The sequence below is a fragment of the Brevibacillus sp. AG genome, assembly GCF_028369215.1.
In the GTDB taxonomy this organism is placed as follows: domain Bacteria; phylum Bacillota; class Bacilli; order Brevibacillales; family Brevibacillaceae; genus Brevibacillus; species Brevibacillus porteri.
This window is the reverse complement of sequence record NZ_JAQMYO010000001.1, coordinates 489,256-506,709: the sequence shown is the minus strand read 5'-3', so window position 1 is coordinate 506,709 and position 17,454 is coordinate 489,256. Positions and strand designations below refer to the sequence as shown.

Genomic DNA, 17,454 nt, shown 5'->3' with positions numbered 1-17,454 from the left:
CAGTGAAAAAGGATAGGCTTTGGACGAAAGAGTTCGTTATTGTTTCTTTCATCAATTTTCTTTTGACACTTATGTTTTTCTTACTAATGGTTACGATTGCTTCTTATGCCAAAACAGAATTTCACGCCTCAACTAGTTCAGCAGGATTGGTTTCCAGTATCTTTATCATTGGTGCTTTGATTGGCCGATTACTCACCGGTAGAGCTATTAGTCATATTGGTACGAAAAAAACGCTTTGGATTGGGTTAGGATTTTTTGCTGTCACCTCGTTGCTTTACTTTTTTGCTGTCCATATCAGCTTTTTACTGGTAAATCGATTGCTGCAAGGGATTGCCGTTGGTATTGCCAGTACAGCAACAGGTACCATTATTGCTCAAATCTTGCCAGCGTCTCGCAAGGGTGAGGGGATTGGCTATTACAGTTTAAGTGCGATTTTAGCCACTGCGATTGGTCCTTTTCTCGGCATGATCTTATTGCGGCTTGAAAATGGTTTCACCTGGATCTTTACGATGAATGTTGTGTTTTCCCTGATTTGTTTGATGTTTTATGCCATGGCAAAAATCAATGTTCCGCTTGCTTCCGCAAATGTGAAAGAGGAAGCAAAAGGTTCTCTGCTTTCGAAATTCATCGAGCCGAAAGCCTTGCCGATTTCATTCGTCGCCTTATTAATCGGCTTCAGCTATTCGGGTGTCTTGTCATTTCTATCGTTTTATGCGGAAGAAATTAATCTGTCCTCAGCTTCCAGTTATTTCTTCTTGGTGTATGCCATTGTCATTATCCTCTCGCGACCATTCTCAGGAAAGCTAATGGACGCAAGAGGGGCGAACATCGTGACATACCCAAGCCTGGTGATATTTGCGCTCGGGATGCTTCTCTTCAGTCAAACCTCAACTTCCTGGATGCTGCTGCTATCTGCTGCATTGATTGGAGTAGGCTTCGGTAACTTTAACTCCATTGCCCAAACCGTAGCTGTGAAGGTAACAGCTCCGCATCGCTTTGGATTAGCAACCTCTACTTACTACATTTTGTATGATCTAGGATTAGGAATCGGGCCCTATCTGCTCGGTTTTATCGTACCGCATACAGGATATCGTACGATTTTCGTCGGGATGGTTGTCTTCATTCTTTTCAGTATCCCGCTTTATTACTGGCTACACGGAAAACGAGATCGGGAATTGATGCGTGCTACCTAACTCATCCAAGTAAAAAAGGGGGAGTTTGGCCCCCTATAGAAGATATGCAGGCTGCCCTTAGTCGGTAGCCTGTTATCTTTTTCGCAGTCTTTTTGATACGCATGATTGTGGAAAGTTCGAGGGAAGTTTTAGTGAAAGTAGAAAAATGATAACGAACGGTTGAAAATCATAGTATACTTGTGGGTGGACATATTAATGGAAAAGTTTATGAACAAACAGATCAACTTAGAACTCACAAAGGTTAGGAGTCAGCTAGAAAATGATGGAGAAAGTACACTGGCGAGATATAAAGAAATACATAATGATCGCGACTTACACCGTATTGCTGTTTGCTGTGGTCTGGAATTTTCCTTCTGTAAAGTCATTTATCTATGAAATATTTGACTTATTAGATCCTGTGATTTATGGGATTGCCATTGCTTACATCTTGAACATTTTAATGAGATTTTATGAAGAAAGACTTTTCTCACCCCTTAACCGCGGTAACAATCGAATCTGGTTAAAAGTAAGACGTCCTTTTTCAATCCTGTTAACGCTGGCGACTGTCCTTGTATTTTTTACATTTCTCATGTGGTTTATTGTCCCTCAGCTTCTCACGAGTATTTCCATGCTCGCGGCAAGTATTCCGAATGACATGCAATCATTAAAGGCTTTCGTCGATAGTTTTGCAGAGAGATTTAACTTGTCCGGCGATTTATGGAATACACTTATGGAGAAGTGGAATGAAATTGTAAATAAGTTCGGTCATTTTTTCCTGACTTCCATCCCTGTATTACTGACGTATACGAAAATGTTTACTGTTAGCTTTATCGATGTCATCATGGGGCTGATGTTGTCCGTCTATTTGCTCCTCTATAAGGAAAAGTTGACGCTCATTGCGAAAAAACTCGTTTATGCCTATTCGTCAAAAGCAAAGGCGGATCGGGCTGTAGAAATTGGACAAATCACCAATCGAGCATTTAGTGGCTTTATCTCAGGTCAGCTAACAGAGGCTCTCATTCTTGGCGGGCTTTGTTTTGTGGGGATGTGGGCGTTTAACATGCCGTATGCACTGCTTGTGAGTGTGATCATTGGTGTAACGAGCATCATTCCGATTTTTGGTGCTTATATCGGGACGATTCCGAGTGCCTTTATTATTTTAATGATCGATCCAGTGAAGGCTATTTGGTTCCTTGTCTTTATTCTTGTCTTGCAGCAAATCGAAGGTAATTTTATCTATCCAAGAGTGGTAGGTAATTCAATCGGATTGGATGGCTTATGGGTGATAGCAGCCTTATTGGTTGGGGGAGCATTGTTCGGGTTGATGGGAATGCTGCTAGGAATCCCTGCCTTTGCCGTCGTATATACCCTCGTCAGAAGCACGACAAATAAGCGACTGAAGGACAAGAATATTATCCTGAAAGAATAGGTGTCCACCGTTTCAATTCCTCAATGAAATCGTAAATCTAAAGGCTCACACTTTCGAATGAAACCAGAAAGTGTGAGCCTTTTTTGCAGGGATTGAAGAGTGGTTTGGGTAAAAAGTATCACGAATAACAAAAATTACCTAATTTTTAACTGATTTCCAAAACACTCTCTGTTATAATGAATAACAGTTTCTCAAACAGGTGCATATGAATACGTTATTCTGCTGGATTGTAAGGAGGTGTGCAGGCCAGCACATTAGTTTTCAGGTAATGTATTTTTCCTATTCGAAATGGTTAGGATTCATGTCCTGAATCCATTAGGCTAGAGTACCAGCGCACATGTTTCGACCAAAAAGTGGAAAGTGACTTTTGTCCTGAAAACCGCTTTGAGCAAACAGGGAATTATCCCCATTGTGAAAAAATGTAAAATCGAGGAGAATTTGTAGGTGAAAATTGGTTCATGACCATAGTAATATAGAAATGGTTAATACTTACAAAAAAGATACAAAAACCCACATATTTTGTTACATTAGGCCATTATATTAAATGGTGTTGATGAGGGAGTTTTCTATGTGATCCATTCGTCACTGAGGCTTCATCGTCAGATTTAGCGGACCATTTCCTTGCAGTTTCGTTTACCTGTTTGGCCATCACATTGTATTGTCACACTTCATGATAGACAAAAGTTTGCCAATTATCGGAGGGGACACATGTTGGGAAATCATACCAATCTGATCGACTTGGAGCGGGAAAAAGAACAGGTAGCCTTGTTTAATGATACAAAGGCTGAATATCCACAGGATAAGTCGATTCATCAGTTGTTCGAGGAACAGGCAGAAGCTGTGCCACACCGAGTTGCCATCGTTTATGAAAATGAGCGATTAACTTACCAGGAGCTCAACAGGAAGGCTAACCAATTAGCAAGAGCACTGATCGAAAAAGGGATAAAAACAGATAGCATCGTCGGTGTGATGATGGAGAAATCCATTGAAAATGTGATAGCTATTCTGGCCATCCTCAAGGCTGGCGGAGCGTATGTTCCCATCGATATCGAATATCCCCGAGATCGGATTCAATATATCCTGCAAGACAGTCAAACCAAAATCGTCATCACCCAGAAAAACGTCAGTAACCTTGTTTATGACGTCGGATACCGTGGTCCTGTAGTCGTACTCGAGGAAGAACAGCTGGATTCTCGCTCGGATTCCAATCTTCACTTGCCAAGCAAACCTACTGATATGGCGTATGTCATCTATACTTCAGGCACAACTGGCAAGCCGAAAGGAACCATGCTGGAGCATAAAGGGATCGCTAATTTGCAATCATTCTTTCAAAATACGTTTGGTGTAACACCTGCAGACAGGATTGGACAGTTTGCCAGCATGTCTTTTGACGCATCGGTATGGGAAATGTTCATGGCTTTACTAACCGGTGCCAGCCTCTACATCCTTTCCAAACAGACGATTCATGATTTCATCAGTTTTGAAAACTATTTGAATAAAAATGAATTGACCATCATCACGTTGCCACCCACTTATTTGACTCACCTCAACCCAGATCATTTTACAACACTTCGCATCATGATTACGGCAGGTTCAGCTGCTAACTTCCCTTTAGTAAATAGATGGAAAAATAAAGTTAGGTACGTGAATGCATACGGACCAACGGAAACAAGCATTTGCGCGACCATATGGGAAGCACCTTCCAATGTGCTCCTCAACCAAACGATCCCAATCGGTAAACCGATTCAAAATACGTACGCTTATATTGTCAATGAAGAGCTACAATTGCAGCCAATTGGCAGTGAAGGCGAATTATGCATAGGTGGAGTAGGCTTAGCCAGAGGATACTGGAATCGTCCAGATTTGACCGCCGAAAAATTTGTAGATAATCCGTTTGTTCCAGGAGAGAAGATGTATAGGACAGGTGACCTGGCCAAATGGCTGCCGAATGGAGAAATCGAGTTTCTCGGCAGAATCGACCATCAGGTGAAAATCAGGGGTCATCGGATTGAGTTGGGAGAAATCGAGTCCGTTTTGCTGAAACATGAACAAATAAAAGAGGCAGTGGTAATCGCTAGGGAAGACCAACACGATCAACCCTATTTGTGCGCTTACTATATTTCGCAACTGGAAGTAACTCCTGCGCAGATCAGAGAATTTGCCGCTCAAAAGCTACCTGCGTACATGCTTCCTTCTTATTTCGTGAAGCTGGATAAAATGCCGCTCACGCCGAATGACAAAATTGATCGCAAAGCATTGCCAGAACCTGATGTTACTGCTGAGACAAATCCTGCTTACGAACCTCCCAGAAATCAGACAGAATCGATTCTCGCAACCGTTTGGCAAGAGGTATTGGGAATCGAGAAAATTGGAATTCGCGATAATTTTTACTCACTTGGTGGGGATTCCATTCAAGCGATCCAGGTCGCTGCTCGTTTGCATGCCTATCAACTAAAACTAGACACGAAAGATTTGCTGAATTACCCGACAATTTCGCAGGTTGCTCTCTATGTCAAAAGTACGACGAGGAGAAGCGAGCAGGGAATCATCGAAGGCCCTGTTACCTTAACGCCCATTCAACAATGGTTCTTTGAAAAGAACTTTACAAATATGTTTCATTGGAATCAATCGTATGTGTTGTATCGTGAACAAGGATTTGAGCCTGAAGCCATCCGTAAGGCCTTAGATAAAATCCTTTCGCATCATGACGCGCTACGCATGGTCTATCGGAACGAGAATGGGAGAATCATTCAACAGAATCGAGGATTGGGTAGCAAATTATACGATTTCCTTCAATATGATCTGACCTCGCATTCGGATGTCCAGCAAGCAATCGAAGAAGAGACGAAACGCTTGCATAGCAGCATGAATTTAGAAGAGGGACAGTTGGTAAAGGCAGCGCTGTTTCATACGCTTCAAGGCGATCATTTGTTTTTGGCCATCCATCATTTAGTCGTGGATGGAATCTCTTGGCGTATTCTGTTTGATGATCTAGCAACTGCCTACAGTCAAGTTCTAGCAGGAAAAGAAATCGTTCTCCCAGAAAAAACGGATTCTTTTAAAAATTGGGCAGTATGGCTGAACGAGTATGCAAATAGTGATGAGTTGGTGAGAGAAATCCCGTATTGGGAGAATCTTGAATCAGAAGCTAGGCATGCTTCCCTTCCGAAAGACTATGAAACGAAGGGATGCAAACAGAAGAGTATCCGCAACATACAGGTCGGATTGCTAGCAGAGGAAACCGAACAATTGTTGAAGCAGGCCAATTCTGCTTATCAAACAGAAATTAATGATTTGTTACTGGCAGCATTGGGGCTGGCTGTTGCAGAGTGGAGCAGGCTTGACCAAATCGTGATTAATCTGGAAGGGCACGGTCGCGAGGATGTGATCGAACACGCTAACGTGACAAGAACAATCGGATGGTTTACGTCCCAATATCCAGTTTTACTAGATTTGAGTCAAATGAATCACTTACCTGAACATATCAAATGCACGAAAGAAAACTTGAGGAAGATCCCCAATAAAGGCATTGGCTATGAAATTTTAAAATATATGACAGAACCGGAAAAACGACGTTCCTTGTCCTATTCCTTGTATCCCGAAGTGACGTTTAACTACTTGGGTCAATTTGACTCAGGCCTTAACAACGAATTGTTTACTCGTTCTCCGTATAGTTCAGGTAACTCGCTCGGTGCTGATGGAAAGAACAATCTGAGTCCCGATTCCGAGATTTATACCGCCTTGAATATTACAGGAAGAATGGAAGGTGGAGAGCTTCTCATCACGTTTACTTACAGCGAGGAGCAGTTTAGAGAAGAGTCCATTCATCAACTGAGTGAGAACTATCGAAAACATCTCCGGGCGATCATCACTCATTGCTCGCAGAAAAAAGAAGTCGAACGGACTCCCAGTGACTTTAGTATGAAAGGACTTCAAATGGAAGAAATGGACGACATCTTTGAATTACTTGCCAATACACTTAACTAAATAAGCGCTTGCTAATATTTTGTGGGCAAAAACATGTTCTTGACTTACATTATTATGAAAATATGACAAATACAGTTGATATCGAGGTGCCGGAATGAGTGTTTTTAGCAAAGAACAAGTACAAGATATGTATTTATTGACGCCCATGCAAGAGGGAATGTTATTTCACGCCTTGCTAGATGAAGAACATAACTCTCATCTTGTACAGATGTCCATTTCGATTCAGGGCGATCTTGATGTTGGTTTGTTTACCAATAGCTTGCATGTGCTGGTAGAGAGATATGATGTGTTTCGCACGCTGTTTCTCTATGAAAAAATAAAGCAGCCTTTGCAGGTTGTCTTGAAGGAACGGCCCATTCCCATCCTATTTTGCGATTTAACTGCATACGACGAGCAAGAAAAGCAGCATCGCTACACACAATACAAAAGGAATGACCAAGAGAAAACCTTTCATCTGGCGAAAGATTCGTTGATGAGAGTGGCTATTTTCCAAATGACGGAGAGCGAATACCAAATCATCTGGAGCTTTCATCACATACTCATGGATGGTTGGTGCTTTAGCATTATTTTTGATGACTTACTTTCCGCCTATTTATCTTTAAAGAACGGGGCTCCGATTGCCCTTGATCCGGTGCAGCCATACAGCCAATTTATTCGTTGGCTGGAAAAGCAAGATAAAGAGGCTGCTCTCGCATATTGGAGAGAATATCTGGGACAATTTGAACAGCAAACTTCCTTGCCGAAATTTGGGAAGTCTTCTAGCAATGCCTTTCTACCTGCACAATATCGTTTTGTGCTGGATAGCATGCTGACGCAGCAGCTTTCTGCGATCGCAAGTCAAAATCAAGTGACATTGCCGACTGTGATTCAAACATTATGGGGGATTCTCCTCCAATCCTATAACGCTACGAATGATGTGCTATTCGGTTCTGTTGTATCCGGGCGACCAACTGAAATCGTCGGAATCGACAAAATGGTTGGGTTGTTCATCAATACCATTCCATTCCGCATTCAAGCGAAAAACGATCAAACCTTTGCCGACTTGATACAGGCTGTGCACCAAAGAACACTGCAATCCCAGTCATATGAGCATGTGCCTTTGTACGATATTCAAAACGATTCCGTATTGAAGCAAGATTTGATCGATCACCTGATGGTCATCGAAAACTATCCGTTAGTTGAGGCCTTGCAGAAAAAGGCCTCGACACAGCAAGTAGGCTTTACTATTTCTGATGTCGAGATGTTTGAGCCTACCAATTATGACATGACCGTCATGGTAATGCCCAAAGAAGAGATTGCGATGCGGTTTGATTATAATGCTGCTGTTTTCGATGAAGCCTTTATCCAAAAAATGGCTGGACATCTCAAGCAGATTGCGGCTTGCGTGGCAAACAATCCGAAGGTCACGCTTCAACAGGTTACCTTGCTGACAGAAGCTGAAAAACAACAGCTAATGGACAGAAACTGCGATACTTCAGCGGCTTATCCAACAAAAACCATGCACGAGCTCTTTATGGAACAGGTGGAAAGGACACCCGATCAGGTTGCTGTCATATTCGGAGAACAGCAGTTGACGTATCGGGAGCTAGATGAAAAGTCCAATCAGCTCGCCAGATTTTTGAGAGGAAAAGGGATTGCTGCAGACAGTCTGGTTGGTACGATGATGGATCGCTCCATCGAGATGATTGTAGGAATTCTTGGGGTTTTGAAAGCCGGTGGTGCGTTTGTACCGATTGATCCAGAACTGCCAGAAGAACGAATTGCCTACATGCTCGAGCATAGCGGGATTCAATTGGTAGTGACCCAGCATCATCTACTAGAGAAAGTCACTACTTCTACTGAAAAAATAGATATCAGCGCTCCAGCCATCTGGGGAGAGAGCAGTGTATCTGTCGAAACGATCAATCATCCAGATGACTTGTTTTATATTATCTACACTTCAGGAACGACAGGGAAACCAAAAGGCGTCATGCTTGAGCATAAAAACATGGCAAATCTGATGCACTTTACGTTTACCAAGACCAACATCGATTTTCATGAAAAAGTATTGCAGTATACCACATGCAGCTTTGATGTTTGCTACCAGGAGATTTTCTCCACGCTGCTTTCCGGGGGACAGCTCTATCTCATCACGAATGAGATGAGACGTCATGTAGAAAAACTGTTTGCCTTTATCCAGGAAAAACAGATCAGCATTTTGTCCCTTCCTGTATCCTTCTTGAAATTTATCTTTAACGAAAAAGATTATGCGCAAAGCTTCCCGCGTTGCGTCAAGCACATTATCACAGCCGGGGAACAGCTCGTCGTCACTCATGAGCTACAGAAATATCTGCGGAACCATCACGTATTTTTACACAATCATTACGGGCCGTCGGAGACACATGTGGTAACCACCTACACGATGGACCCAAGCATGAATATTCCAGAGCTGCCACCAATCGGAAAACCGATCAGTAACACAGGCATTTATATCCTGGATGAAAAGCTGCAGATGAAACCAGACGGCATTGTTGGGGAACTGTATATCTCTGGTGCGAACGTAGGGCGAGGTTATTTGCACAATCCAGAGCTAACTGCGGAGAAGTTTCTCGAGAACCCGTATCAATCAGGAGAAAGAATGTATCGAACGGGTGACCTCGCTCGTTGGCTGCCAGATGGCAATATCGAGTTTTTAGGGCGAATCGACCATCAGGTAAAAATCAGGGGTCATCGTATCGAGCTGGGAGAGATTGAATCGCACTTGCTCAACCACGCTTTGATTAAGGAAGCCGTGGTCATCGATAGAACGGATGAGACAGGCGGAAAGTATTTGTGCGCCTATGTCGTTTTGACAGACGAAGTCAGTAACGAGGAGCTGCGTGCTTACTTATCACGAACGCTGCCAGAGTATATGATCCCTTCCTTCTTTATGAACTTGGAGCGGATTCCGGTCACACCTAATGGAAAAACAGACAGAAGAGCCTTGCCCGTACCTGAGGGGAATGCTTTTACGGGAGCGGATTACCTCGCTCCGACAACCGAACTGGAACAGAAAATGGCAGCCATATGGGAAAACGTACTCGGCGTGTCCCCGATTGGCATTCAGGACAATTTTTTCACACTGGGGGGTCATTCGCTAAAGGCGATTCATCTCATTTCCCGGATGCAAAAAGACTGCCAAGCAGATGTTCCGCTTCGCGTGTTGTTTGATAGACCAACCATTCAAGAAATCGCCAAGTATGTGGAAGGTGAAGAGGAAGGAACGTATCTCGCTATTCCGCGGGTCGTCATGCAAGAGCACTATCCTGTATCCTCAGCGCAAAAACGCATGCTGATTTTAAACCAGCTCGATCCGGATAGTACGGTGTACAATCTGCCCGTTGTGACGGTACTCGATGGGGAATTGAATGTGCAGCAGCTGGAGTATGCCATTTCCAATCTGGTGAGTCGTCATGAATCGCTGCGAACCTCCTTCCATACCAGCAACGGTGAGCTGGTTCAACGCATCCATCAGGAATGCAAACTGCCAATCACCTACATGGAAGCGGCAGAAGAACGTTTGAATCAAGTCATCACGGATTTCATGCGTCCGTTTGATTTGGAAAAGGCTCCATTAAGTCGGGTTGGACTGGTCAAACTGGGAGAGCGGCGCCATGTCATGATCATCGATATGCACCATATCATCTCAGACGGAGTGTCTTCGCAAATCATCCTGAATGATCTTGCACAGCTCTATCAAGACAAATCCTTGCCAGAGCAACGCATTCAATATAAAGACTTCGCGGTTTGGGAAAAGGGTCTGGCACAGACAGACGAATACAGAAAACAGGAAGCGTTTTGGACCGAGCGATTCGCTGGTGAAATTCCTGTTTTGAATCTGCCTTTGGACTACTCTCGACCGTCTGTTCAAAGTTTTGAGGGGATACGTTATTCATTCCGCACAGAAAAACAGCTGCTGGATGGCTTGCAACGAGTGGCGGCCGATACGGGGACTACGCTCTACATGGTGCTCATGGCAGCCTATCATGTTTTACTCGCAAAATACTCCGGGCAAGAAGACATGGTAGTCGGAACCGTGACAGCTGGAAGAACGCACCCTGACACCGAAAGCATCACGGGTATGTTCGTCAACACGCTAGCAATGAGAAATCAGCCTGTGGCAACCAAAAGCTTCAAGCAATTTTTACGAGAAGTGAAGGACAATACACTCGCTGCATTTGAGCATGGGGAATACCCGTTTGAGGAACTCGTTGAAAAGCTGGCGGTCAATCGAAATCGAAGCCGCAATCCATTGTTTGACACCTTGTTCATTTTGCAAAACATGGATGCCGATCCGATCAAGATCGAAGGCATGACAGTGACACCTTTCGTGCCAGAGGGAAAAATGGCGAAATTCGATTTGTCGCTCGAAGCAACACAAAACCATGCAGGTCTCATGTTCTGCTTCGAATTTTGCACCAAGCTGTTCAAGCAGGAGACCATCGAACGAATGTCGCGTCATTACATCCAAATCTTGCAACAAGTCATCACGAACACGGACTTGGCTCTCTATCAGATGGAGATGCTCACTGAGCAAGAAAAGCAGGAATTGCTGGTCCATTTCAATGACACATTCAAGCCTGTTGAGTTGGAAAGCACACTTCCACAGCTATTTGAAGAACAAGTACTGAAAACCCCTGATCAAATCGCGCTGGTTTGCGGGGACAAACAGTTGACATATCTGGAGCTCAATAAGAAAGCCAATCAGCTTGCTCGTACATTACGGAAAAAAGGAGTAAAGGCTGACGAACGAGTTGGGATTATGACAAATCGTTCCTTGGAGATGGTGATCGGAATCCTCGCCATTCTCAAGGCTGGCGGAGCATACGTGCCTATCGATCCAGAATATCCGAATGATCGCATTGCTTACATGCTCGAAGATTGCGAAGCTCGTTTGGTGCTTACCCAAGAGCATCTTGGAACAAAGGTTGTTGCTGGAGTGGAATGCCTGTATCTGGAGGATACGAGTAACTATTCTCGGATCACCACAAATCTTGACCCGATTCATACGGCTACCAATTTGGCTTATATCATTTACACATCGGGTACGACAGGTAGGCCAAAAGGCGTTATGGTGGAGCACCGAGGTATTGTCAACAGTGTGACGTGGAACAAAGAAGAGTTTGCCTTATCTGTCCATGACAGAGGTTTGTTGGCTCTATCCTTTGCCTTTGATGGTTTTGTCCTTACCTTCTTTGCGTTGATTCTATCCGGTTCAACCGTTGTCTTGACGAAGGATGAAGAAGCCAAAGATCCGATAGCGCTCAAAAACCTGATCTCAACATGGAGTTGCAGCTACACGTTATGCGTGCCAAGTTTGTTCCAAGCGATCTTGGAATGCAGCACCACCGATGAGATCAGTCCGATGAAAATGGCCGTGCTCGGGGGAGAAAAGCTATCACCGAAGTTAGTTGAGATGTGCAAAGAGATGAATCCGCAGATGATTGCTGTCAATGCGTACGGTCCGACAGAAAGCAGTGTTATCGCCACCTATCTGTGCGATACGCTCCCGGATGCTCCGATCACCATTGGACGGCCAATAGCAAACACAAGCATATACATCGTGGACCATTCGCACCAGCTGCTACCAATCGGTGTAGTGGGAGAGATATGTATAGGCGGACTCGGTTTGGCACGCGGATATTGGAACAAACCGGAACTTACCGAAGAGAAGTTTGTTTCCAATCCATTTGAGCCAGGTGAACGCATGTACAAGACGGGCGACCTTGGCAGATGGCTCCCTGACGGCACGATTGAATTCGCAGGACGTCTGGATGAACAAGTAAAAGTGAGAGGATACCGGATTGAGATCGGGGAGATAGAATCGGTTCTTCTCAGCTATGAAACGACAAATGAAGCGATTGTCGTTGCTTATCAGGATGGAAGCGGAGACGCGTATCTGACTGCCTATTTCACCGGAAAAGACAACATCTCGGAAGCGGCGCTTCGAACACATCTATCTCAAGAACTGCCAGCGTATATGGTACCAACCTATCTCGTTCAACTGGATGCTTTCCCGCTCACGCCAAATGGCAAGATCGATCGCAAAGCACTGCCGAAGCCTGAAGGAAAGCCTACAACAGGTGTGGAGTATGTCGCGCCTGCTAATGAAGTAGAGGCAACACTGGCAAAGATTTGGGAAAACGTCCTTGGCATCTCCGGTATCGGAGTGATGGATAACTTTTTTGAGCTGGGTGGACATTCTTTAAAAGCTATGACGATAGTGGCGCATGTGCATCGGGAGTTTCAAACCGATCTTCCTTTGAAGCATTTCTTTGAACAGCCCACCGTTCGAGCCTTGTCCAGGCTGATAGCAAACAGTGAGAATGCGCCAGATGCATCGATTCAACCAGCAGAACCACAAGATTACTACCCGGTATCATCTGCCCAACAGCGGATGTACGTGCTCCATCAGTTGGAAGGCGCGGGTATCAGCTACAATACGCCTGGGATGATCATGCTAGAGGGTCAACTGGATCGCGATCAATTGGTGCATGCGCTGCAAGCATTGGTAGATCGTCACGAAATCTGGAGAACCTCCTTTGAGATGGTAGGAGATCAGCTGGTCCAAAAAATTCATGACCACGTGAAAGTGGAAATGGAGTATCAGCGTGCAGAAGAATATCAGATCGATGAAATTTTCCATGCGTTTGTCCGTCCATTTGATCTGGCTGTTCCGCCACTGCTGCGCATGGGGCTCGTGCAAATCTCGGATGAACGTCATCTTCTCTTGTATGACATGCATCATATTGCTTCGGATGCCTCGTCTATCACGATTATCTTCAATGAACTGGCAGAATTGTACCAAGGCAGAGAGTTACCGGAGCTGCGTATCCAATACAAAGACTTTTCTGTTTGGCAAAAAGGCTTTAACGAGTCAGATGACTTCAAAAAGCAGGAAGAATATTGGCGCCATGCGTTTGAGGGGCATAACACTGTCTTGGAGATTCCGACAGATTTTCCACGTCCAGCTGTGAAAAGCTTTGAGGGTGATCAAATCGTACTTGCTACCGATAGACCTCTGCTGGAAGCTTTACACGCGCTGGCTGCAGAAACGAAAACGACAATGTTTATGGTTTTGCTAGCCGCCTACAATTTGCTGCTTTCGAAGTATACGGCGCAGGATGATATCGTTGTCGGAACGCCAATCTCCGGCAAGACACGCGCTGAGCTCGAACCGATTGTCGGTATGTTCGTCAATACGCTAGCAATCAGAAACAAACCGACAGCAGAGAAGACCTTCAAGGAGTTTCTGATGGAAGTCAAGCAGAATGCCCTGGATGCCTATGATCATCAGGATTATCCGTTGGAAAGTCTGGTTGAAAAGCTTGGCATTCAACGTGATCCGGGACGCAATCCACTTTTTGATACCATGTTCATTCTGCAAACCGACGAACTGTACCAAAAAACACTGGGTCAACTGACCTATCATCCCTATGAATCGACGAGCGCGCTTGCCATTTCAAAGTTCGACCTGTCTTTTCACCTGACTGAACGGGAAACAGACCTGTTGCTGCGACTGGAGTACAGCACCAAGCTGTTTAGAAGAGACACGGTAGACAGAATGTCGCGTCATTTCATGCAAATTCTACGAAATGTTACGGCAGAACCTGATAAGCAACTTCAAGCGATTGAGATGCTAACGGCAGAAGAAAAGCAGTTGTTGCTGGTGGAGTTCAATCATACAGACAGAGAGTACACGGAAAACCAGACCATACAACAGCTCTTTGAGGAACTGGCAGCAAATACGCCTGATCAAACGGCCGTTGTATTTGAAGAGAATCAGATGACGTATCAAGAGCTCAATGAAAGAGCGAACCAGCTAGCCACCGTATTGCGTGAAAGAGGAGTAGGACCATCGCAAATCGTCGTCATGATGGTAGAACGTTCCTTGGAAATGGCCATTGCCACACTCGCCATTTTAAAAGCTGGCGGCGCCTTTTTGCCGGTCGATCCGGATTATCCCGAGGAAAGAATCCGGTACATGATCGAGGACAGTCAAGCGAAGCACGTGCTAACTCATAATCATCTGACCCACAAGGTGTCCAGTCAGGCAGAAATTATCGATTTGGACGACGCAGGGAGCTATTCGTCGCATACAGACAATCTGCTTTGCATCAACAAGCCGTCTGATCTTGCCTATATCATTTACACGTCCGGTACCACTGGCAATCCAAAGGGCGTCATGCTGGAGCACAAAGGAGCGGCCAATCTGCAAGCGGTGTTCAGGAATCAGCTTGGCGTAACGCCACAAGATCGGCCAGGGCATTTTGCAAGTATCTCTTTTGACGCATCGGTTTGGGATATGTTTATAGCTCTTTTGACAGGAGCGAGCTTGTATATCATCTCCCGCGATACGATCAATGATTTCCGCAAATTTGAGGAATACGTCCACAAAAACGGAATAACTATTCTCACGTTGCCGCCGACGTATGCCATTTATCTTGAGCCTGACCGTATGCCGTCATTGCGTATCCTGATTACTGCTGGATCAGCAGCATCTACCGCATTGGTAGAGCAATGGAAAGAGAAAGTGACCTATATCAATGGCTACGGCCCGACAGAGAGTACGGTTTGCGCGACACTCTGGAAAGCTTTGCCGCATGAACCAGTTAGTCAGAGCATTACGATTGGAAAACCTATTCAGAATACGAAGCTGTTCATCGTGGATGAACAAATGCAATTGAAGACAGTCGGTCAAATAGGTGAATTGTGCATCAGCGGGGTGTCGCTCGCGAGAGGATATTGGAATCGACCAGAATTGACAGCTGAAAAATTCGTCGACAATCCGTTTGTGCCAGGAGAGAAGATGTATCGCACCGGGGATCTGGCCAAATGGCTTCCGGACGGAAATATCGAGTATCTCGGCAGAATCGATCATCAAGTGAAGGTGCGCGGTCATCGGGTAGAGCTGGGCGAAGTCGAGAGTGTTCTGTTGAAATTTGAGACGATTATTGAGGCAGCGGCCATCACACATTTGGATGACCAGGGGCAACCTTACTTGTGCGCATACTATGTAGCTGATGGAGAAGCAAGTCCGGCTCAACTGCGAGAATTCATGGGAAAAGAATTGCCAAATTATATGGTTCCCTCCTTCTTTGTTCAGTTGGATAAAATGCCGTTGACACCAAATGACAAAATTGACCGCAAAGCATTGCCGAAGCCAAGCCACGAAGAGAAATCGGGCAGAGAATATGAAGCACCGCAAAACGAACTGGAACATTTACTTGCAACGACCTGGGCAGAGGTATTGGGAATTCAGCAAGTGGGAATGAAAGACAACTTCTTTGAATTGGGCGGAGATTCCATCAAAGCCATTCAGGTATCCACGCGTTTGCACGCATCAGGGTGGACGCTGGCGATGAAGGAACTGTTCCAATATCCGACCATTGAACAAGTTGCTGCCCATGTCATACCGAACACCAGAGAGAGCGATCAGGGAGTAGTAGAAGGCGAGATTGGCTTGACGCCCATCCAGAAGTGGTTCTTCGAATGCAATTTCACTGACCGTCATCACTGGAATCAGGCTGTTATGCTGTTCCGAGAGGATGGCTTTGATCCGGGACTTGTTCAGCAGGCGTTCTACAAAATCGTCGAGCACCACGATGCGTTGCGCATGATATACAAACTGGAGAATGAGACAATCACGCAAATCAATCGAGCGCTGACAGGTGAGCGATTCCGCTTCCATTCGTATGACTTGAAAGATCATGCAAATAGCGCAGCTCGTATTTTGGAGTTGTCTGATCATATCCAAAGCAGTATCGATTTGGAACAGGGACCACTCGTCCACTTGGCACTCTTCTCCACAACTGAAGGGGATCATTTACTGATTGCCATTCATCATCTGGTCGTGGATGGTGTCTCATGGCGCATCTTGTTTGAAGATTTTTCATCTGCCTATTCGCAGGCTCTCCACAATCAGGAGATCGTCTTGCCGAAAAAGACAGATTCATTCAAGGATTGGTCGGCTCAATTGCAAGATTATGCAGAGAGTGACGAGCTTTTACGTGAAGCTGCGTATTGGCACAACCTCGAGAGCGTGACCACGGCAGAAAAGTTGCCAACCGATTTTGTTACAGCAGATCGTAAACAAAAGCACACCCGTACAGCGAAGATCGAGTTGACAGCTCAAGAGACAGAAAACCTTTTACGTCACGTTCATCATGCCTATCACACCGAAATAAATGACCTGTTGCTGACTGCGTTGGGATTAACCGTGAAAGAGTGGGCAAATACCAACTACGCTGTCATCAACTTGGAAGGTCACGGTCGCGAAGATATTCAGAATGAAATGAATGTGACTAGAACGATTGGGTGGTTCACATCCCAGTTCCCTGTCGTGCTTGATATGGAAAAATCAAAGGACTTGTCATACCAAATCAAGCAAATCAAAGAAGGCTTGCGCCATATTCCGAAAAAAGGAATTGGCTACGAGATTTTACGCATGATGACGGCGGATAAGCTGCGTCCATCCCTGCAATTTAGCCTGCAACCGGAAATCAGCTTTAACTACCTCGGACAATTTGATTCGGATGTAAAATCAGGCGGACTTACTTTCTCGCCACTTGGTACGGGTCAGCTTTTCAGTCCAGAATCGGAGAGAGCATTCTTGTTGGATATTTCCGGCATGATCGAGGATGGAAAGCTCCAGATCAGTTTTGGTTACAGCAGTCTCCAGTATAAGGAAGAAACCATTGTGAAATTGGCAGACAGCTATCGGAATCACTTGCTCAGCATTATTGGGCATTGCATGTCAAAAGAAAATGGAGAATTGACCCCGAGTGATCTCGGTGATGATGACCTTTCTATGGAAGAACTGGAGAACATCCTGGAATTAATCTAATC

General features: G+C 45.0%; 4 protein-coding genes. All 4 read left to right on the top strand.

Annotation, left to right across the window (positions count from 1 at the left end):
* Nucleotides 1-2 precede the first annotated feature (2 nt).
* Complete coding sequence (locus tag POF51_RS02120) at nucleotides 3-1,193, top strand: MFS transporter (RefSeq protein ID WP_069845050.1); 1,191 nt, start codon at nucleotides 3-5, stop codon at nucleotides 1,191-1,193.
* A 259-nt stretch (nucleotides 1,194-1,452) separates the two neighbouring features.
* Entirely contained in the window at nucleotides 1,453-2,601 is a 1,149-nt protein-coding gene (locus POF51_RS02115; protein ID WP_271753573.1) for an AI-2E family transporter, read from the top strand.
* A 708-nt stretch (nucleotides 2,602-3,309) separates the two neighbouring features.
* Nucleotides 3,310-6,588 carry a tyrocidine non-ribosomal peptide synthetase TycA gene (gene tycA / locus POF51_RS02110; RefSeq protein WP_069845049.1) on the top strand — a complete coding sequence of 1,093 codons (3,279 nt, stop codon included), beginning with the start codon at nucleotides 3,310-3,312 and terminating at the stop codon, nucleotides 6,586-6,588.
* A 94-nt stretch (nucleotides 6,589-6,682) separates the two neighbouring features.
* Nucleotides 6,683-17,452, top strand: a complete 10,770-nt coding sequence (tycB, locus tag POF51_RS02105; RefSeq protein WP_271753571.1) for a tyrocidine non-ribosomal peptide synthetase TycB — start codon at nucleotides 6,683-6,685, stop codon at nucleotides 17,450-17,452.
* Nucleotides 17,453-17,454: the final 2 nt, after the last annotated feature.

Excerpts from the sequence above, each read along its gene's own strand:
- tycB (WP_271753571.1), top strand. The coding sequence starts at position 6,683 with ATGAGTGTTTTTAGCAAAGAACAAGTACAAGATATGTATTTATTGACG.
- tycA (WP_069845049.1), top strand. The coding sequence starts at position 3,310 with ATGTTGGGAAATCATACCAATCTGATCGACTTGGAGCGGGAAAAAGAA.
- POF51_RS02115 (WP_271753573.1), top strand. The coding sequence starts at position 1,453 with ATGATGGAGAAAGTACACTGGCGAGATATAAAGAAATACATAATGATC.